The 20,164-nt window shown below is 67.7% G+C and carries 17 protein-coding genes; 6 read left to right on the top strand and 11 right to left on the bottom strand.

The window, feature by feature from the left end:
• Positions 1–3: 3 nt before the first annotated feature.
• From VGV58_RS12745 to VGV58_RS12725, 5 genes are read right to left on the bottom strand one after another with little or no spacing between them, the layout of a single operon-like run.
• The gene (locus tag VGV58_RS12745) at positions 4–537 is read right to left on the bottom strand and encodes a GNAT family N-acetyltransferase (RefSeq protein WP_326874383.1); all 534 of its coding nucleotides are present in this window, start codon (positions 535–537) and stop codon (positions 4–6) included.
• Between the two features lie 26 nt (positions 538–563).
• Positions 564–1,742 carry a M20 aminoacylase family protein gene (locus tag VGV58_RS12740; RefSeq protein ID WP_326874382.1) on the bottom strand — a complete coding sequence of 393 codons (1,179 nt, stop codon included), beginning with the start codon at positions 1,740–1,742 and terminating at the stop codon, positions 564–566.
• A gap of 9 nt (positions 1,743–1,751) precedes the next feature.
• Positions 1,752–3,095, bottom strand: coding sequence for an LLM class flavin-dependent oxidoreductase (locus tag VGV58_RS12735; RefSeq protein ID WP_326874381.1), 1,344 nt, complete (start codon positions 3,093–3,095; stop codon positions 1,752–1,754).
• Positions 3,096–3,112: 17 nt separating this feature from the next.
• Positions 3,113–4,117 (bottom strand): MsnO8 family LLM class oxidoreductase, encoded by a 1,005-nt coding sequence (locus VGV58_RS12730; protein ID WP_326874380.1) that lies wholly within the window; start codon positions 4,115–4,117, stop codon positions 3,113–3,115.
• 17 nt (positions 4,118–4,134) lie between these two features.
• Positions 4,135–4,731, bottom strand: coding sequence for a flavin reductase family protein (locus VGV58_RS12725; protein ID WP_326874379.1), 597 nt, complete (start codon positions 4,729–4,731; stop codon positions 4,135–4,137).
• A 774-nt stretch (positions 4,732–5,505) separates the two neighbouring features.
• Between VGV58_RS12725 and VGV58_RS12720 the strand changes: the two genes are divergently transcribed.
• The 6 genes from VGV58_RS12720 to VGV58_RS12695 all read left to right on the top strand — a co-directional run bounded on the left by VGV58_RS12720 (position 5,506) and on the right by VGV58_RS12695 (position 12,207).
• Positions 5,506–6,381 carry a sugar phosphate isomerase/epimerase family protein gene (locus VGV58_RS12720; RefSeq protein ID WP_326874378.1) on the top strand — a complete coding sequence of 292 codons (876 nt, stop codon included), beginning with the start codon at positions 5,506–5,508 and terminating at the stop codon, positions 6,379–6,381.
• A complete protein-coding gene (locus VGV58_RS12715) occupies positions 6,378–7,892 on the top strand; it encodes a sugar ABC transporter ATP-binding protein (RefSeq protein ID WP_326874377.1) in 1,515 nt (504 codons plus the stop codon). Before VGV58_RS12720 ends, VGV58_RS12715 begins: the two co-directional genes overlap by 4 nt.
• Entirely contained in the window at positions 7,889–8,869 is a 981-nt protein-coding gene (locus tag VGV58_RS12710) for an ABC transporter permease (protein ID WP_326874376.1), read from the top strand. The genes VGV58_RS12715 and VGV58_RS12710 overlap by 4 nt, the downstream gene beginning before the upstream one ends.
• Positions 8,866–9,849: an ABC transporter permease gene (locus VGV58_RS12705; RefSeq protein ID WP_326874375.1), complete on the top strand. Its 984-nt coding sequence runs from the start codon at positions 8,866–8,868 to the stop codon at positions 9,847–9,849. Before VGV58_RS12710 ends, VGV58_RS12705 begins: the two co-directional genes overlap by 4 nt.
• 79 nt (positions 9,850–9,928) lie before the next feature.
• Positions 9,929–11,053, top strand: coding sequence for a substrate-binding domain-containing protein (locus VGV58_RS12700; protein WP_326874374.1), 1,125 nt, complete (start codon positions 9,929–9,931; stop codon positions 11,051–11,053).
• Between the two features lie 119 nt (positions 11,054–11,172).
• The gene (locus VGV58_RS12695) at positions 11,173–12,207 is read left to right on the top strand and encodes a LacI family DNA-binding transcriptional regulator (RefSeq protein WP_326874373.1); all 1,035 of its coding nucleotides are present in this window, start codon (positions 11,173–11,175) and stop codon (positions 12,205–12,207) included.
• A gap of 6 nt (positions 12,208–12,213) precedes the next feature.
• Here VGV58_RS12695 and VGV58_RS12690 read toward each other — a convergent pair whose 3' ends face one another.
• The 6 genes from VGV58_RS12690 to VGV58_RS12665 all read right to left on the bottom strand — a co-directional run bounded on the left by VGV58_RS12690 (position 12,214) and on the right by VGV58_RS12665 (position 20,068).
• Positions 12,214–14,190, bottom strand: coding sequence for a hybrid sensor histidine kinase/response regulator (locus VGV58_RS12690; protein WP_414643956.1), 1,977 nt, complete (start codon positions 14,188–14,190; stop codon positions 12,214–12,216).
• 67 nt (positions 14,191–14,257) lie between these two features.
• On the bottom strand, positions 14,258–15,142 hold the full coding sequence (locus VGV58_RS12685; protein ID WP_326874371.1) for a DMT family transporter: 885 nt from the start codon (positions 15,140–15,142) through the stop codon (positions 14,258–14,260).
• 87 nt (positions 15,143–15,229) lie between these two features.
• Positions 15,230–16,519: an ArgE/DapE family deacylase gene (locus VGV58_RS12680; protein ID WP_326874370.1), complete on the bottom strand. Its 1,290-nt coding sequence runs from the start codon at positions 16,517–16,519 to the stop codon at positions 15,230–15,232.
• A 131-nt stretch (positions 16,520–16,650) separates the two neighbouring features.
• Positions 16,651–18,258: an ABC transporter ATP-binding protein gene (locus VGV58_RS12675; RefSeq protein WP_326874369.1), complete on the bottom strand. Its 1,608-nt coding sequence runs from the start codon at positions 18,256–18,258 to the stop codon at positions 16,651–16,653.
• Positions 18,258–19,094, bottom strand: coding sequence for an ABC transporter permease (locus VGV58_RS12670; RefSeq protein ID WP_326874368.1), 837 nt, complete (start codon positions 19,092–19,094; stop codon positions 18,258–18,260). The genes VGV58_RS12675 and VGV58_RS12670 overlap by 1 nt, the downstream gene beginning before the upstream one ends.
• Positions 19,091–20,068 (bottom strand): ABC transporter permease, encoded by a 978-nt coding sequence (locus tag VGV58_RS12665; RefSeq protein WP_326874367.1) that lies wholly within the window; start codon positions 20,066–20,068, stop codon positions 19,091–19,093. Before VGV58_RS12665 ends, VGV58_RS12670 begins: the two co-directional genes overlap by 4 nt.
• Positions 20,069–20,164: the final 96 nt, after the last annotated feature.

Below are 20,164 nucleotides of genomic sequence, written 5' to 3'. Positions count from 1 at the left end.
CGATCAGGCGGCGCTGGCAGGCAGCTGCTCGGCGGGCGAGCGCGGCCGATAGGCTGCCACCGCCAGGTCCTTCTCGAAGGCGAGCTTCTTGTAGATCTCGGGATCGACGGCGGGGTCGAAGAGCGGCGTGTAGCCGGTGCTGAGATAGAGATCCCGCGCCTCGGGCTGGCGGAAACCCGTGGTCAGGAAGATCTTGCCATAGCCCTGGCGCGCGGCCTGCGCCTCCAGCTCCTCGACGACGCGCCGGGCCAGCCCCTGGCGGCGGAAGGCGCTGTCGGTCCACATCCGCTTCAGCTCGGCCGTCTGTTCGTCATAGCGCTTGAACGCGCCGCCGGCGATGGCGCGGCCCTCACGCAGCAAGAGGACGAAATTGCCCTCCGGCGGCGCGAACAGCGACGCCGGATAGCGGCTCATCTCGGCTCCCGGCGGCTCGCCGAAATAGCTGCCATAGCGGGTGGCGTATTCCCAGGTCAGCTGCTCGACCAGGGGCTGGGCGAGCGGATCGAGCGGGGTGGTGTAAAGGAACCGGTCGGACATGGCGGAAAGCCTCTCCGTTGCAGGATCTAGACGAGGAAGGTGCGGGCGAGGCGAACCCAGAAGCTCGCGGCCGGGGCGATGATCGCGTCATCGAAATCATAGGCGGGGCTGTGCAGCGGGGCGCTGTCGCCATTGCCGACGAAGAGATAGCTGCCGGGCCGGGCTTCGAGCAGGAAGGCGAAATCCTCGCTCGCCATGCGCGGCTTGAAATCGGGCTCGATCCGCTCCGGCCCGAAAGCGGCAAGTGCAACCTCACGGGCAAACTGCGTCTCGGCGACATGGTTCGTCAGCGCCGGGAAGCCGCGGTGATAGCTGACCTGCGCCGTCGCGCCGAAGCTTTCGGCCTGCGCTCGCGCCAGCGCGGGGATACGCTCTTCCAGCTGCCTGCGCACATCCGCATCGAAGCTGCGAATGGTCAGCTTCAGCTCGACGCTATCAGGGATGACGTTCGAGGCCTCGCCGCCATGAATCGAGCCGACGGTGACGACGGCAGCCTGGCGCGGATCGACATTGCGCGAGACGATGCTCTGCAATGCCAGTACGAGGCTGGAGGCGGCAACGACGGGATCGACCGTCTCATGCGGCGAAGCGCCGTGCCCGCCTTTGCCGACGATGCGGATGATCGCCTTGTCGACTGCCGCCATCGCCGGCCCTTCGACGAAGCCGAATTGGCCGGACGGCACGCCCGGCCAGTTGTGCAGGCCGAAGACGGCATCGCAGGGGAAGCGCTCGAACAGCCCTTCCGACAGCAGCTTGCGCGCGCCCGCGCCGATCTCTTCGGCCGGCTGGAAGATCAGGTTGAGCGTGCCGGAGAAATCGCGCTCGGCCAGCCGCCTGGCCGCCGCCAGCAGGATCGCGGTGTGGCCGTCATGGCCGCAGGCATGCATGACGCCGGCAGTCTCGCTAGCATAGGGGCGCCCCGTCTGCTCGGTGATCGGCAGCGCGTCCATGTCGGCGCGCAGGCCGAGCCGGCGCGCGCCGTCGCCCTTGCGCAACTGCCCGATCACGCCGGTGCCGGCGAGCCCGGTCGTCACCTCGTAGCCATAGCTTGCCAGCCGCTCGGCGACGATCGCACTGGTCCGTGTCTCGCGGAAGGCGAGCTCGGGATGTCGATGCAGGTCGCGGCGCAGCGCGATGAATTCTTCGACTGAGGCGGCAATGCCAGGGTCGATACCGGCGCCGGCTATGGGGGCGTGGATGGTCATGCGATCGGCTCAGCCAGCCTTGCGCGGTACAGACGCCGGAGCGGGGCGGGCATAGCGGCTCTCGCGGCGCGGCAGTCCGAGATGGTCGCGCAGCGTTTCGCCCGGCAGGGTCCGGTCGTAGACGCCGCGCGCCTCCAGCTCGGGGATGACCAGTTCGACGAAATCCTCCAGGCCCTGGCCGATCACCGGGAAACCCAGGATGAAGCCGTCGGCCGCCTGCTTCTCGACGCGCTCGATCAGGATGTCGGCGATCTCCTGCGCCGAGCCGATCAGGTCGGCGCGCGGGGTCGCCGCCTCCAGCGCCGCCTCGCGCAGCGTCTGGCGCTTCAGCGCGGCGGTGCGCTTGATGCGGTCGGTGGTCGAGCGGAAGCTGTTCTTGCCGATATCGCCGAGCTCGGGGAACGGCGCGTCGAGCGGATAGGCGCTGAAATCGTGATGGTCGAAATAGCGGCCGAGATAGGCGAGCGCCTCGTCGATCGAGACGAGATCGCGGATCGCCTGGTACTTGTCCTCGGCCTCCTTGCGGGTGCGCCCGACGATCGGCCCGGCGCTTGGAAAGATCTTGATGTCGTCTGCGAGCCGCCCCTGCGCGATCGCGCTGGTCTTGATGCTGCGATAGAAGGCCTGGCCCTCCTCCAGCGAGACATGGTTGGCGAAGACCGCATCGGCATGGCGCCCGGCAAGGCCGATGCCCGCATCGGAGGCACCGGCCTGGAACAGCACCGGCTGACCCTGCGGCGAGCGCTGAATGTTGAGCGGGCCCTCGACCTGGAAGAAGTGGCCCTTGTAGCCGAGCGTATGCAGCTTCTCGCGATCGAAGAAGCGTCCGGCCTCACGATCACGGACGAAGGCGTCGTCGTCCCAGGAATCCCAGAGCCCCTTGGCGATATCGAGATATTCGTGGGCGATCTCGTAGCGCAGCGAGTGCTCGGGATGCGGGCGACCATAATTGCGGCCGGAGCCCTCCAGCGGCGAGGTCACCGCGTTCCAGCCCGCGCGCCCGCCCGAAATCAGGTCGAGCGAGGCGAATTGCCGGGCGATGGTGAAGGGGTCGCTATAGGAGGTCGAGACCGTGCCGACAAGGCCGAGCTTCCTCGTCGCCGTCGCCAGCGCCGAGAGGATGGTCAGCGGCTCGAAGCGATTGAGGAAATGCGGGATCGACTTCTCGTTGATGTAGAGCCCGTCGGCAACGAAGGCGAAGGCAATGCCGTTCTCCTCGGCCTTGCGCGCATTGCGGATGAAGAAGTCGAGATTGACGCTCGCATCTGGCGGATTGCTCGGATGGCGCCAGGCGTTCATATGGCTGCCGGGGCCCTGCAGCATCAGGCCGAAGGTGAGACGGGTCTTGCTCATCGGTGTCTCCTGTCGGCTCAGGCCGCAAGCGCCGGCGCGTCGCCGGCAAGCAGCGTGATCGAGGCGAGGCGCTGGGCGGTCGCGGCAGCCGGCGTGTCGATGACGAACTCGGCGATGCCGAAGCGGGCCGAGAGCGCATCGAGCTCGCGACGGACGTCCTCGGCGGTGCCGGACAGGATGCTCGGGCGGCGGATTTCGGTGGTGTAGGACGCCGCTCCGGCCTGGCGGGCGAACTCGGCCGCCTGTTCCTCGCTGCCGAGATTGACGCTCTGGCCATTGTCCAGCGTCAGCCTGACCACCCGCAACGGATCAGTGAGGGCGCGCGCCTCCTCCGCCGTCGCGGCGGCGAGTGCGGCGAGGCCGAAGAGCGGTGGCTGCTTGGCACCCGCCTTCGCATAGGCATCGAGGCTGGCCTCGATTGCCTTGGGGTCACCGTTGAGCTGGCCGGCAAAGACGAAGCGCCACCCGCGCTCGGCTGCTAGCCTTGCACTGTCAGGGCTGGCACCGAGCAGGAAACGTTCGGCCGGTGCGGACGGCTTCGGCAGAGCCTGCGCACCGGCAAGCGAATCATCCGCGGGGAGCGATCCGGCGAGGAAGCCGTCGAGCTCGGCCAGCAACGTCTCGAAGGAACGGGCGCTCTTGGGATCGTGCTGAACGCGCAGCGCCTTGGTCGAGAGCGGCAGACCGCCCGGCGCCTTGCCGATGCCGAGATCGATGCGACCCGGCGCCAACGCTGCGAGCAGATTGAAGGTCTCGGCGACCTTGTAGGGGCTGTAATGCTGAAGCAGCACGCCGCCGGAGCCGATGCGGATGCGGCGCGTGCGGGCGATCAGATGCGCGACCAGGATTTCCGGCGCCGAGCTGGCAAGGCCGGGAAAGCCATGATGCTCGGCGAGCCAGAAACGGCGATAGCCCAGCCGCTCGGCCGCCTGCGCCAGCGCGATCGTGCGCTGCAGGGCGTCGACCGCGGTCTCGCCGTCGAGGATCGGGCTCTTGTCGAGCAGGCTGAGGGAATAGGCCATGGGATGTCTCGCCGGGATCAGATGCCGCGCAGGCCGCAGGCCGTGCGCGCCTCCTCGGCCATCCAGCCGAGACGCTCATAGTCGCCGCGCCAATAGACCAGCGCCGCATCGTCGCCGCCAAGCCGGACCTCGCGCACCCGGCCGATGACGATGGCGTGCGAGTGGCGCTCGATCAGCTCCTCGACCTCGCAGTCGAGCGCGGCGAGCGCGCCCTCGAGCAGCGGCGCGCCGGTGACGCCTTCCGTCCAGCTCGCCCCGGCATAGCGGGCCGGACCCTTCTCGCCGCCGCGGCCGGCGAAGCGATCGGCAATCTGCTTTTGCGTCGCGTTGAGGAAGTTGACGCCGAAGCTGCGATGGCGGGCAAGCACCGGAAAGCTCGACGAGCTCAGGTTGAGCCCGAACATCACCGTCGGCGGCTCGGCCGAGAGCGATGAGAGCGAGGTGACGGTCAGCCCGGTACGATCCTCGCCCTGCCCGGTCGTGATCACGCTGACACCGCCAGCGAGATGGCGCAGCGCTGCACGGAAGTTGGGTGTTTCGGCTTGCGCCGGCGCAGCCCGGCCGAAGCGGCGGGGCGCCGCAGATGCTGGAGTGACGAGCGAGACGACAGTCATGAAGGCCTCGGCTGGCGGGAGGACGCAGCGAGGCTAAGCGTCGTCAGGGAACGACGCTCCGGCCGGACAAGCCGGGGGCGGACGCTGCTAGGGAATGACGAGCCTTGTGATCAGGCCGCAGGGCGAAGGATCAGGAACATCGCGGCTGGCCGCCCGCTCGCTCGGGATCCAGAATATTACGTGCTGTCATCAACGTGTCTCCGCATTCGGAGCCCACGATTTCATCGTGGTGCTTTTAGCATTGTTGACGCGGTGCAAGCTGCTCCAGCAAATCCCGCGATCGAGTGCCAATATCGGCACTCGATACTGACATTCTTCATGCGAAAGCAGGCAGGGTCAATGGAATGTCTTTTCAAAGTTGCCTCCGGCAGGAGGCGGAAGCGCCTGCGGCCGGCGCCCGCCATGGGAGAATTCCGTTCCGCCATCGAGCCTGTCACGGGCACATGCCATCGATGGGCCAGGCAATAAGGGCTCTGCGACGGCAACCGCGTGGACCGATGGGTTCCGGTCCACCTGCAGCGCCGCGACGGCGCGATCCGCTGATGAGGTGGCGAGCCCTGGTCGGATCGCCGCCCTTGATGTGACCGGGCGCCGCAATGGAGCAGGTTGACAGTTTTGCAATCGATTACATAATCCAATCCGAAGCGGTTCCTCAGAATGAACCGCCCCAGGGAGGAGTGCCGGTCATGCATGCCAGCATCGTCGTTTCATCGGCTTTTGGCAGCCACGCGGTCGCGCTGCGGCTGCGCTGAACGCGGCGCGAAAGCCAAGGCCATGGTCCAGATCGGCTTCAACCTGCTGACGGTCGGCGGCTTCATCGACGAAGCGCATCTGCCTTTGTGCGAGCGCATCCGCGAGATCGGCTATGACGGCGTCGAGATCCCGGTCTTCGAGGGCGATGCCGGCCATTACGAGCGGCTCGGCCGCCAGCTCGACGCGATCGGCCTGAAGCGCACCATCGTCACCATCGTCGCCGAGGACAGCAACCCGCTCTCGTCCGATCCGGCCATCCGCCGACAAGCGCGCGAGCGCCATCGCTGGGCGGTCGGCTGCGCCGCGGCGCTCGGCGCGACCGTCATCGCCGGCCCCTATCACTCGCCGGTCGGCGTCTTCAGCGGCGAAGGCCCGCGCGAGGACGAGCTCGCTCATCTCGCCGAGGCGCTGCATGTCATGGCCGAGGATGCCGGCAAGGCCGGGATCGCGCTCTCGCTGGAGGCGATCAACCGCTTCGAATGCTACGCGCTGAACACGATGGAAGCCGCGAGCGCGCTGCGTGCGCGGGTCGCGCATCCGAATTTCGGCTACATGTACGACACCTTCCACGCCAATATCGAGGAGCGCGATCCGGTCGGCGCCTACAGCCGCTACGCCTCCGAGATCAATCACATCCACCTCTCCGAGAACGATCGCGGCATCGTCGGGCGCGGCCATGTGCCATGGGCTGAAACATTCCGCGCCATCCGCGCCACCGGTTATGATAGCTGGCTGACGGTCGAGGCCTTCGGCCGGGCGTTGCCCTCGCTGGCGGCGGCGACGCGGGTCTGGCGCGACCTCTTCCCCGATCTCGACACGCTTCTCGTCGAGAGCCACGGCTTCATCCGGCGGGGCTGGGCCGAAGCTGCCTCGCCGACCGAGGCAGGCGCCACATGAGCGCCGTCACGCCGGTCCTTTCGATGCGCGGCATCGGCAAGAGCTTTACCGGCGTGCGGGCGCTCGACGATGTCAGCCTCGATTGCCAGGCTGGCGAGGTCCACGCCATCTGCGGCGAGAACGGCGCCGGCAAGTCGACGCTGATGAAGGTGCTCGGCGGCGTCTATCGCCCCGATGAAGGCGAGATTCTCCTTGGCGGGAAGCCCGTCGGCTTCCGGCATCCGGTCGAGGCGCGCCGGGCCGGGATCAGCATCATCCACCAGGAACTCAGCCTGCTGCCCGAGCGCAGCGTTGCCGACAACATCTTCCTCGGCCTGGAGCCAACCAGAAGCGGCCTGCTCGACCGCGCCGCGATGCGGGACGGCGCGCTCAAGTTGCTGGAGCGCGTCGGCGCGAAGGTGCACCCCGATACACTGGTGAAATCGCTCTCGATCGCCGAGCAGCAATTGGTTGAGATCGCCAAGGCGCTGGCGCTCGATGCCCGCATCATCGTGATGGACGAACCGACCGCGGCGCTCGACGAGCGCGATGCCGGCCGGCTGCTGGAACTGGTGGGGACGCTGAGGCGCGAGGGCGCCGCGATCCTCTACATCTCCCACCGCATGGCCGAACTGAAGGCGATCGCCGACCGCATCACCGTGCTGAAGGACGGCAAGCTCGTCGCGACACGCCCCGCCGCCGCGCTGACGCCGGCGATGATCGTCAGGCTGATGGTCGGGCGCGACCTCGCCGATTTCTTCCCGCCCCCCGGCGATCCAGCCAAGCTCGGCGCGGTCGTCCTGTCGGTGGAGGGCGCCGGCAACACCGTGCTCTCCGACATCACGCTCGACCTGCGCGCCGGTGAAATCGTCGGCGTCGCCGGGCTCGAAGGCTCCGGCAAAGGTGTGCTCGGGCGCGCCCTGTTCGGCGACGAGCCCTTTACCCGCGGCCGCATGGTCATCGACGGCCAGAACGGGCTGATCGCTTCGCCGCGCGGCGCGATCGCAGCCGGCATCGGCTTTCTCTCCGACGATCGCAAGAAGGAGGGCATCGCCCCGCAGCAATCGCTGCGCGACAATGTCCTGATGACCCTGCGCGCCTTTGCGCGGCGCCTGCTGCCGCCGGGCTCCGGAGACATGGCCCGTGCCGCCGCCGACCGGCAGTTGACCGAAGTCGATGTCAGGGCAGCCGGCTTCGCGCAGGAGATCCGCGAGCTCTCCGGCGGCAACCAGCAGAAGGTTGTGATCGGCCGCTGGCTGGCGCGCGATCCAAAGGTCCTGATCTTCCTGGAGCCGACCCGCGGCATCGACGTCGCTGCCAAGGCGGCGATCTACCAGTTGATGCGCGGCCTCGCCGATCGCGGCCGCGCCATCCTGATGATCTCCTCCGACCTGCCGGAGATCATCGGCGTCAGCGACCGCATCCTCGTCATGCACGAAGGCCGCATCGCCGGGGAGCTGAAGCGCGGCGCCAACGAAGAAGACGTGATGCACCTCGCACTCGGCACCGGAACGACGGAGGCAGCGGCATGAGCGCCGGCGCCGACATCGTCGCCACTCGCCCGGCGCGCAACGTGCCCGTGGCGCCACTGCTCTTCGCCGGCTCGCTCGCGCTCTATGTCGCGACCGCGCTCGCGACGGGACAGCACGCCTATCTCACCGGCGAAGGCTTCGTCGGCCTGACCCAGCGCATGGTCGGCCTTGGCATCGTCGCGCTCGGGCAGACGCTGACCATCCTGGTCGGCTCGATCGATCTTTCGGTTGCCAACCTGATCAGCGTCTCCGCCGTGCTCGCCTCCTTCATCATGAAGGGCGAGCCGGCGATGATCGCCCCGGCCGTCCTCGCTGTATTGGCACTCTCGGCGGCAGTCGGCCTCGTCAACGGGCTGATCATCGCCCGGCTCGACGTCAATCCGCTGATCGCGACGCTCGGCGTCGGGCTGATCCTGCAGGGCCTGCTCTCGGCGAGCTTCAGCAATTTCGCCGGCTCGGTCCCGGCAGCCTTCCAGGCCTTCGCCTATGGCCGGATCGGGCCGCTGCCCTGGTCGGTGCTGCTGCTGTTCGTGCTCGCCTTCGCGATCTGGCTGCTGTTGAGCCGCACGCGCTTCGGCGCCCATCTCTACGCCACCGGCGGCAACCGCGACGGCGCCCGCCTCGCCGGCATCCGCACCGAGCGCGTTATGATCGGCGCGCACATCCTGTGTTCGCTGATGGCCGGTCTGACCGGGCTCTATCTTGCCAGCCGCCTGCGCGCCGGCGCGCCCTGGGTCGGCCGCGACGGCGTTTATGATCTGGAATCGATCGCCGTGGTGGTGATCGGCGGCACGCTGCTCGCCGGCGGGCGCGGCGGCGTCTGGGGCACGCTCGCCGGCGTCTTCCTGTTCGCCACGCTCGACGCCGTCTTCAACATGACCGGCATTGACGCCTTCCCGAAGCAGGTGCTGCGCGGCGCCATTGTCATCCTCGCGGTCGCGGTCTACGCCGTACGCAGCCGGGGGCATGTCGCATGAGCGCGGTTGCCACTCATACCGGTCCTTCGGCGGCGCTGCGCTTCGCCCGCGGCATCAATGTCGGCCTCGCCGTCTTCCTCGTGCTTTACGGCACCATCACCGTGCTGCAGCCGAGCTATTTCGAGGTCGAGGGCTTCCTCAACCTCCTGCGCCGGGCCGCGCCGCTGATCATCCTCGCCTGCGGCCAGCTCTTCGTCATCGCCGGCGGCGGCTTCGACCTCTCGATGGGCTCGCTGGTAACGCTGACTGTGCTCGGCGGCTCGATGCTGGCCGGCGGCAATCCCGACAACACCTGGTGGACGATCGGCGTGCTCTATCTGATCGGGCTCGGTGTCGGGCTGGTCAACGGGCTCGTCGTCACCCTGCTCAAGGTGCCCTCGATCATCGCGACGCTCGGCATGCTGCTCTCGCTCAACGGCGCGGCGCTGATGTGGTCCGGCGGGGCGCCACGCGGCTATCTGCCGGAGAACTTCCGCGCGCTCGGTCGCCTAGTCTACCGCGACGTGCCGCTGACCGGGATCATGCCGCTCTCGGTGCTCATCCTCATCGGCTTCGTCGGGATAGCCGCCTGGCTGCTGCACGCCACCGTCTTCGGCCGGCAGGTGCTGGCGGTCGGCGACAATCCGCGTGCGGCCGAGCTCTCCGGCGTGCCGGTGGGCGCGACACGGGTGCTGGTCTTCGTCATCTCGGCGCTGTCGGCGGTGACGGCCGGCATCCTGCTTGGCGGCTTCGCCGGGGTCTCGACCGCGGTCGGACAAGGGCTCGAGCTGCAGGCGATCGCCGCCTGCGTCATCGGCGGCGCGCAACTGCTCGGCGGGCGCGCCAGCGTCACCGGCGCCGTCGCCGGCGGGCTCAGCCTGTTCGCCCTGTTCACGCTGCTCAACCTGATGGGGCTGCCGCAGCCGCTGCGCGAGACCGTGCAGGGCCTGATCCTGATCGCCGCGGTGGCGTCGAGCGCCTGGCGCATGCGGCGGGCATGACAACGAGTTTCCGGAGCGCGTGATCCCACGCGCTCCGCCAGAGGCCGCTGGCAAGGCGGCGCGACAGAGGGAGGTGAACATGAAGACCCAGATCGGTTTGGCGGCGCTGCTGGCGGCACTGTCGACGGGCGCCATCGCCCAGAACTTCAACGACCCAGCCGAGTTCGAGCGCCAGAAGGCGCTGCTCACGGTCGCCCCGCAAGGTCCGGACGGCAAGCCCTGGGAGCAGAACCTCGGCGGCGAGAAGGTCGACACCGCCAAGTACAAGAAGCCCGGCCCCTACAAGCTCTGCTTCTCCAACGCCGGCGTGAACAATCCCTGGCGCGTCGTCGGCTTCACCAACATGCAGGCCGAGGTCGACGCCAACAAGGCCGACATCGCTTCGTTCACCCATGCCGATGCCGAGGGCAAGGACGACAAGCAGATCTCGGACATCAACGCCTTCGTCAACAGCGGCCAGTGCGACGCGCTGATCGTCTCGCCGAACACCACCGCGGCGCTGACGCCGGCGGTCGAGGCCGCCGCCAAGAAGCTGCCCGTCGTGGTCTTCGACCGTGGCGTCGACAGCAAGGCGCCGGTCACCTTCATCAACCCGATCGGCGGCTACGGCTTCGGCATCCAGGGCGCGAGCTTCATCGCCGAGAAGATCCCGGCCGGCGGCGCGGTGCTGGCGCTGCGCATCCTGCCGGGCGTCGACGTGCTGGAGAACCGCTGGGCCGCGGCCGAGCGCATCTTCAAGGAGAAGAGCATCAAGGTCGTCGGCGCCGAATTCACCAATGGCGACAACGCCAAGACCAAGGCGATCGTCGAGGACTATCTCAACCGCTTCGGCAAGATCGACGGCGTCTGGATGGATGCCGGCGCGACCGCGGTCGCGGCACTCGAAGCCTTCGAGGATGCCGGCAAGCCCTATCCGGTGATCAATGGCGAGGACCAGCAGGACTTCCTGCAAAAGTGGAAGAAGAACAAGCTCACCGCGATCGCCCCGACCTATCCGACCTATCAGTGGCGCACCCCGGTGATCGCGGCGCTCCGCATCCTCAAGGGCGAGCCAGTCACCGGCCCGACCTGGAAGCTGCCGCAGCCGGCGATCACGGCCGAAACCCTCGACAAGTTCGTCAACGACAAGATGCCGCCGCTGCACTACGCGCTCTGCGGCTGCGAGCAGATGGCGAACTATCCGGCCCGCTGGGGCGGGAAGTAACGAAAACAGGGCGCCCGCTCGACAACGGGCGCCCACCCCTGCCCTATCGGCAGCGATTGCGGCATGATGGGCACTCTGTCCCTCCTGCCGATTCGCGGCCGCTTTCCAGATCACCAGCCTTGCAAGACGTACCCACAGCCGCTCCGACCATCGCCGAAGTCGCACGCCTCGCCGGAGTCTCGACCGCGACGGTGTCGCGCGCGCTGGCGATGCCGGAGAAGGTCAAAGCCCGCACCCGCGAGCGCGTGCTCGAAGCCGTCGCGGCGACCGGCTTCATTCCCAACGCCCAGGCCCGCAATCTGCGCCTGCAGGCGACGCGCACCGTGATCCTGCTGGTGCGCGACATCAGCAACCCGTTCTATCTGGAGATCTACAAGGGCGTCGAAGAGGCGGCGATCGACGCCGGCTACAAGGTGCTGATGGGCGATGCCCGCGACGATGACGAGCGCATCCTGCGCTATGTCGACATGGTCAGGGAGCGCCATGCCGACGGGCTGATCCTGATGGTCGGCCGCTTCCCCGAGGCGCTTGCCAGACGCAGCCGCCTGCCACCCATCGTCGTCGCGCTGGAGATGCTGCCCGGGCTCAAGCTGCCGACGGTCAAGGTCGACAACCATGCTGCGGCACGCGCCGCGGTCGCCCATCTCGCCGGGCTCGGCCATCGCCGCATCGCCCATATCGCCGGGCCGATGCCCGACCCGATGAGCCTCGACCGCCGCGACGGCTATCTCGCCGGCCTCGCCGACGCAGGTATCGCGGCTGATCCCGGCCTCGTCGTCGAGGGCGATTTCGGTCTCGCCGCCGGCCGCGCTGCAATCCGCATGCTCGACGCAAGAGGCATCGACTATACCGCCATCTTCGCCGCCAGCGACCAGATGGCAGTCGGCGCCATGGGCGAGCTGCGCGCCCGCGGCCGCAATGTCCCCGACGACGTCTCGGTCGTCGGCTTCGACGACATCGTGCTGGCCGAGGCGGTCGAGCCGCAGCTCACCACCATTCACCAGCCACGCCGCGAGATCGGCCAGGCGGCGATGAATCTGCTGATCGAACAGCTGTCGGATCGCAGCGGCCATCGCGATCTCGTGCTGCCGACCCGGCTGGTCGAGCGCGGCTCGGCAGCCGCGCCGACCAAGCGAACCGATCGGGCCCGGTAAAGCCCCTTAGGCCGCTACGGCCGCCGTCGTGCGCCGCGCCATGGCGGCTGTGACCGTCTTCTCCAGATCGGCCTGCCAGAACGGCTTGTTCAGCCGCAGCACGCCCGCTCCGGCTGGCAGGTCGGCGTAACCGGTCGCGAGGATGACCGGCAGAGCCGGCCAGCGTTGTCCGACCTCGGCGATCAATTGCGCACCGGTCATCTGCGGCATGGCATGATCGGTGATCAGCAGGTCGATCTCTTCGCCGCCTTCCAGGATCGCCAACGCTTCCCGGCCCGAACTTGCCTCGACGACCCTGTGGCCGAGGTCCTCGAGCAGGGCCGTCGTATTCATCAGCACGAGCGCATCGTCATCGACCGCGAGCACGGTGAGCGAGCGCGGCGCCATCTCGCCCTCGCTCTTCGGCTCGACAGGCAATGGAGCGGGTTCAACGACAGCGACCGCAACCGCCGTCGGTAGCCAGACCTCCGCGGTCGTCCCCTGCCCCAGTCGGCTATCGAGCAGGAGCCGGCCGCCGAGCTGCTCGGCCATGCCATGCACCATCGACAGGCCGAGGCCTGTGCCCTTGCCGACCCCCTTTGTGGTGAAGAAGGGCTCGGTCGCCTGGGCGAGCGTCCTGGCATCCATGCCAGTGCCGGTGTCGGCAACTGAGAGGCGGATGTAATCTCCGGCCGGCAAGCCTGTGCGGTGCCCACTGCCGACAGGCTCGTTGCGCGCGCTGATCCGCAGGACACCGCCTTCCGGCATGGCGTCGCGGGCGTTGACGGCGAGGTTGAGCACCGCGGTCTCAAGCTGGTTCGGATCAGCTGCGGCCATGGCGAGATCAGCGGGGAAATCCGTCTCGATCCGGATCAATGGCCCCAGCGAGCGCTGCAGCAGGTCACCCATCTCTGCGACGAGCACATCGGCGGACACCGGCTGCAACGCCAGTTCCTGCTTGCGGGCGAAGGAGAGCATGCGCTGCGTCAGCGAGATGCCCCGGCTCGCCCCCTTGATCGCATTGTCGATCAGGTTGAGCTGGCGCTCGTCGCCGATCTGGCGGCGCACGAGTTCGAGGCTGCCGAGCACGGCGGTCAGCAGATTGTTGAAATCATGCGCCACGCCGCCGGTGAGCTGGCCGAGCGCCTCGATCTTCTGGGCCTGGAACAGGGCCTCGCGGGCCGCGTCGAGCTCGGCCTGGACCTTCTGGCGCTCGGTCAGGTCGCGCGTGACCTTGGCGAAGCCCATGATCTCGCCGGCATCGTCGCGGATCGGGTCGATGACGATGCTGGCCCAAAAGACCTCGCCGTTCTTGCGGACGCGCCAGCCCTCCTTCTCCAGGCTGCCATTGTCGATCGCAGCCTCGAGAGCCTTCTGCGGCTCGCCGCTCTCGCGCTCATCGGGCGTATAAAACAGGGAGAAATGCTTGCCGATGACCTCGTCCGGCGCATAGCCCTTGATGCGCTCAGCGCCGAGATTCCAGTTGGTGACGATGCCGTCGGCATCGAGCATGTAGATGGCGTAGTCGGTGACGCCCTGCACCAGCAGGCGGAACTTCTCTTCCGAACGCCGCAGCGCCTCGTCGGCCTGGCGCCGCTCTGTCAGGTCGCGCGTCACCTTGGCATAGCCGAGCACGCGGCCGGTCGCCGGGTTGAGGATCGGGTCGATGACGACATGGGCCCAGAAGCGCGTGCCGTCCTTGCGGACGCGCCAGCCCTCCTTCTCGAAGCGGCCCTCCTCCGCGGCCATGCGCAGGGCATGCTGCGGCAGGCCGGTGGCACGATCCTCCTCGGTGTAGAAGCGCGAGAAGGACTGGCCGATGATCTCGTGATCCTCATAGCCCTTGAAGCGACGCGCGCCCGGGTTCCAGCTGATCACCGTCCCCTGCGGATCGAGCATGTAGATCGCGTAGTCCGTGACGGACTCCACCAGCAATCGATAACGCTCGGCGGTCACCGGACCTTCCGTAGTCTGAAGCACGTTTGGGACCTTGGCATGTGACATGTCGAACGCGCTGAACGCGGCGAAAAACAAAAGGTTCCCGATGGGACGAAGAAAAATTGACCTAGGGTCAACGCTCCGGTTTCGGCGAGACCAGGATCGCGCCTGAAGCCGCAACGACGAGCGCAAGACCGAGCCAGTCGCTGGCCGCTGGTCGCTCGCCGAGGAGCAGCACGGAGCCGAGCGCGCCGACCGCCGGAACCATCAGCGTTCCCAGGCTCGCGATCCCGGCCGGCAGGCGGGCGATCACGGTGAACCAGAGGAAATAGGCGAGCGCCTGTGCGCCGAGGATATGGAAAGTGAGCGCCGCCGCGACCGGTGACGACAACGCCTTCGGAATCGGCACGCCTTCGAAGATCAGCATGCCGATGCCCGCCGCGCCGCCGCCGATCAGCAATTGCCAGGCGGCGATCGTCAGTGTCGGCGCCGCCACCGGCCAGCGCTTGGTGACGATGGTGCCGAGCGCCCAGCTGAGACTCGCGAGCAAGGCGAGCGCGAGCCCCGGCGACAGTTGCCCGGCCCGGATCAATGGCAGGCCGAGACAGAGCAGCCCGGCGATGCCGAGCCCCAGACCGATCAGGCGCGGCCGGTCGAAGCGCTCGCCCAGTATCGGCCAGGCCATCAGCGTCGCCCAGACCGGCATGGTGAAGGTCAGGATCGCGGCGCGCGAGGTCGGCGCCATCAATTGCGCGAAGGCGAGCAGGATGTTGAAGGCGGCGATCGAGAGGATGCCGGCGACGATCAGCCTCGGCCAGTGCTCTTTCGGCACCCGCAGGCTGATGCCTCGCACCAGCGCGACCACGACGAGTGCAAGGCCAGCAAAGGTCATGCCCCCGGCCCGCAAGGTCCAGGGCGCGATCTCGGTCAGCGAGATCCGCACCGCCGGCCAGTTGAAACCCCAGAGCAGCCCGAGCAGCGGGACGAGCAGGAGCGAGCGGGCAGAGGTTTGCGGCATGCGGAGACTATGCTTGAGGACCGGCCCGCGCCGTCATGTCATTTCGATGGAGGCTCGATGCACGCAAGGCGCGCACCGAGCCTCGGATCACCCTTCGATCGTCTCCACCCCGCACCATTCGGCGACGAAGAGCGCCATGGTGCCGGTGATGCGCTTCAGCGAGGCGAGGCTGACGCGCTCGTCGAAGGCGTGGATGTTCTGCGAGATCGGCCCATAGCAGAGCGCCGGCACCTTGTCGTAGAGGGCGTAGACCCGGGTATCGAGATAGCCGGGGGTCATGAAGCTTTTCAGCGCCTTGCCGGTCGAGGCCTTGTGGGCGTTGCCGAGCACGGCCTCGGCTTCGCTGCCGGGTTCGAGCACATAGCCCTCCGACCAGAAGCCGTTGAAGACGACCTTGGGCGGGTTGTTGGAGAGGAAGCTGTCGGTGCGTGCGAAGGCCAGCACCTTGGCCTCGATACGCTTGCCGAGTTCCTCGGCCGACATGCCGGGATAGAGACCGATGCGGCAATCGACCCGGCACCAGCACGGCACCGAGGAGGCCCAGTCGCCGCCTTCGATCTTGCCGATGTTGAGGTTGATCGGGTGGGCGATGTCCTCGAAATGCTTGCGGCCATGTTTCTCGCGATTGAGCGCGGCTTCGAGCTCCCGCAGCGCACCGATGACGCGATAGGCGGCGTCGATCGCGTTGGCCCCGGCCGCCATCTCGCGCACATGCATCGGCACGCCGCGGACCTCGAATTGGAACCAGAGCACGCCGGTATTGGCGCGCACCAGCATCTCCTCCTCCGGCTCCGGGATCAGCACCGCATCGGCCTCGTAGCCGCGCAAATGCGTCATCAGCGCACCATTACCGGTCGATTCCTCCTCGACCACCGACTGGACATAGACGGTTCCCGCCGGCTGCAGGCCGATGCGCCGGAGCGCATCGAGGCAGAAGAGATTGGCGGCGCCGCCGGCCTTCATGTCGGCGCCACCGCGGCCATAGAGCCAGTCGCCGTCGATGACGGGATCGAAGGGCGGATGCGTCCAGAGCTCGGCCGGGCCGGTCGGCACCACATCGACATGGGATTGCAGGATCAGCGAGCGGCCCTTCTCCTCGCGCGGATGGTGGATGCCGACCACGATCGGCGCGTCCGAATGCGTGTCCGAGAACGGCGCTCCGCCGGGGTGACGGCCGATCGCCTCGCGGTCCATCGGGAAGCGATCCATGGTGAAGCCGCGTGCCTTGAGGGCGCGGAAGATGAAGTCCTGGACGGTGTGCTCGTCGCCGCGCGTCGAGGGAAAGCGGATCATCTCCTGGGTGAAGGCGATCTGCTCGGCAAAGCCCGCTTCGACGGAGGCGAGGATACGGTCGCGCAAGGCGGGATCGAGCGGCATGGGAGGTCTCCGGTCGTCGTAGGGCTACGCCGTCATGCTCGCCCTTGTGGCGGGCATCCACGTCTTGAACACTGCCTTCGACCAGCGAAGGCGTGGATGGTCGGGACAGGCCCGACCATGACGAGCTGTGCTCACCGCCCGAACCGCTCCCCACCCGGAACGGCGGCGAGCAGTTGGCGGGTGTAGTCGTGCTGGGGGGCGGCGAAGAGCGCGGCGGTCGGGCCGCTCTCGACGATCCGGCCACGCTGCATCACCGCGATCTTGTCGCAGATCTGCGCGGCGACGCGCAGGTCGTGGGTGACGAACAGGATGGCGAGGCCGAGGCGGCTCTGGATGTCCTTGATCAGCTTGAGGATCTGCGCCTGCACGGAGACGTCGAGCGCCGAGACGGCTTCGTCGGCGACAAGCACGTCGGGTTCGAGTGCGAGCGCCCGGGCGATACCGATGCGCTGGCGTTGGCCGCCGGAGAACTCATGCGGATAGCGGTCGATCGCATTGGCCGAGAGGCCGACGAGTTCGAGCAGCTCCTTCGCCCGCGCCAGCGCGTCCTTGCGCGCGACACCATGCGCGACCGGCCCATCCGAGATGATCCGGCCAACCGTCTGACGCGGATTGAGCGAGGCGAACGGGTCCTGGAAGACCATCTGGATGCGCTTGCGGTGCGGACGCAGCGCCGCGACTGAGAGATCGGTGATGGCGAGATCGCCGAGGGTAATGCGGCCGGAATCCGGCTCGATCAGGCGCAGGCAGCAGCGCCCGACCGTCGACTTGCCCGAGCCGGACTCGCCAACGAGCCCGAGGGTCTCGCCCCGCGCCAGCGTGAAGCTGACATCATCGGCCGCCTTCACCTCGCGGCCGGGGCGGAAGAAGGCGCGCTTGCGATAGACCTTGCCGAGCTTCTCGACGGTGAGCACCGGCTTTGTGTCTGGCAGTGCCGGCCGCTCCGGCGGCGTCAGCGAGGGCACGGCGGCGAGCAGCTTCTGCGTATAGGGATGGCGGGGCGATCCGAGTACCTGGTCGACGGTGCCCTCCTCGACCAGAACGCCCTTCTCCAGCACGGCGATGCGGTCGGCGATCTCGGCGACGACGCCCATGTCGTGGGTGATGAACAGCACGGCCGTGCCGTGCTTGTGGCGGAGATTGTCGATCAGCTTGAGAATCTGCGCCTGCGTGGTCACGTCGAGCGCGGTGGTCGGCTCGTCGGCGATCAGCAGCTTGGGTTCGAGCGCGAGCGCCATCGCGATCATCACGCGCTGGCGCTGGCCGCCGGAGAGCTCGTGCGGATAGGCGCGCGCCAACCGCTCGGGCTCGGGCAGGCCGACCTCGGTCAAGAGCGCGACGGCGCGGGCATAGCGTTCCGGCTTGCTCAGCAGCTTATGCGCCTCGAAGGTCTCGACGATCTGGTCGGCGACGCGCATGACCGGGTTGAGCGAGGTCATCGGCTCCTGGAAGATCATGCCGACCTCGCGGCCGCGCACGTCCTGCATCTCGTCTTCCGAGAGCGCCAGCAGGTCGCGTCCGGCGAGCCTGATCGCACCGGATACCGGCTTCACCGCCTTGGGCAGCAGCCCCATCACCGCATGGGCGATCATCGACTTGCCGGAGCCGGATTCGCCGACGACGCAGAGCGTCTCGCCCGCGGCGATCGCCAGCGTCGCATCCTCGACCGCATAGGGGCGGTCGGCCATCGCCGGGAGTGCGAGCTTCAGGCCTTCGATCGAGAGAACGGGATCGGCCATCACTCGCTCTCCCGGGCAAGGCGCGGGTTCATCGCATCGTTCAGCCCCTCGCCGGCGAGGTTGAGCGCCAGCACGGTCAGGAAGATCGCGACGCCGGGGAAGAAGCTGATCCACCAGGCATCGAGCAGGCGCGTGCGGCCGGCGCCGACCATGTAGCCCCAGCTCATCAGGTTAGGATCGCCGAGGCCGAGGAAGGAGAGCGAGGATTCCAGCAGGATCGCCGAGCCGATCATCAGCGAGCCCATCACGATGATCGGCGCGATCGTGTTGGGCAGGACCTGGCTCCAGATGATGCGCGCCGTCGGCTGGCCGATGGTGATCGCCGCCTGGACATATTCGCGCGTCTTCAAGGAAAGCACCTCGCCGCGCACCAATCGCGCCACTGGCGGCCAACTGACCACCCCGATGGCGAGCACGATCGAGCCGAGCTTGGGCTGCAGGATCGCGACGAGGACGATGGCGAGCGCGAAGGAGGGAATGGTCTGGAAGAACTCGGTGAAGCGCATCAGCGCATCGTCGATGATACCGCCGGCATAGCCGGCGATGGCGCCAAGCGGCACGCCGATCAGCAATGCGACCAGCGTCGAGACCAGCCCGATCGTCAGAGAGACACGGGCGCCATGGGCGAGGCCCGAGGCGATGTCGCGGCCGAGTGTATCGGTGCCGAGCGGGAACCGGTCCATCACGAACGGCGCAAGGAAAGGCCGCGCCACCGTTCGCCAGGGCGATTGCGGATAGAGCTGCGGCGCGATGATCGCGAAGAGGATCACCACGATCAGGATGGCAAGGCCGATCAGGGCGCCGCGATTGCGGGCGAAACGCTTGAGGAAGCTCATGACACCGCCTCGATGCGCGGATCGGCCAGCCGATAGACCAGGTCGGTCAGGATGTTGAAGCCAACGACCATGGCCGAGGAAATGAAGAAGACGCCGAGCAACACCGAATAGTCGCGCTGAACCAGGGCATCGAACATCAGGCGCCCAATCCCCGGCCAGGCGAAGACCGTCTCGGTCAGTACCGCACCGCCGACCAGCTGGCCGGCCTGAAGGCCCGCCAAGGTCACAACCGGCAGGATGGCATTGCGGGCGACATGCCGGCGCGAGACGAGACCAGGCGCTAGTCCCTTGGCGCGAGCGGTCTTGACGAAATCGGCGCCGGCGACTTCGAGCATCGAGGCCCGCATCATCCTTGCATAGAGCGCGGTGAAGAACAGGCCGAGCGTCAGCGCCGGCAGGACGAGGTGGCTGGCGATATCGAGCGCGCGGGCGAGCCCGGTATAGTTCGCGCCGATGCTTTCGTAGCCGACATTGGGGACGAGGCCGAGCTTCAGCGAGAAGACGATCTGGCTCATCAGCGCCACCCAGAACAGCGGCGTCGCATAGAAGACCAGCGCCAGCGTGGTGATGACGCTGTCCTGCCAGCGGCCGGCCCGGCGGGCGGCGAGCGCGCCCATCAGCGTGCCCAGCCCCAGCGAGACGATGAAGGCGGCGCCGGTCAGCAGCAGCGTCGCCGGCAGGCGGTCGAGGATCAGGCTCAGCACGCTCTGCTGCTGGCGGTAGCTGAAGCCGAGATCGAAGGTGAGATAGCCCTTGAGATAGACCCAGAGCTGGGTCAGCAGCGGCTGGTCGAGGCCGAAGCGCTCGCGCAGCTGGATCAGCAACTGCTCGTCGGCGGCGCCGGCCTCGCCGGCCAGCACTTGGGCCGGGTCGCCCGGCGCAGCCCGGATCAGGAAGAAGTTCAGCACCGCGATGGCGAAGAGGACAACGATCCCCTTCGCGAGCCGGCCGGCGAGGAATTGCGCGAGGTTCATTCAGACCCGTCTTTGCTTGCCGTTGTCGTCCCGGGCGACCGCAGGGAGACCCGGGACCCATTCCGGAACGGATCAGGAATGGGTCCCGGATCAGCG

It is taken from the genome of Allobosea sp., from assembly GCF_035944895.1.
Taxonomy (GTDB): Bacteria; Pseudomonadota; Alphaproteobacteria; order Rhizobiales; family Beijerinckiaceae; genus Allobosea.
Note: the sequence above shows the minus strand (reverse complement) of the source record. Positions and strands in the feature narration are given on the sequence as shown.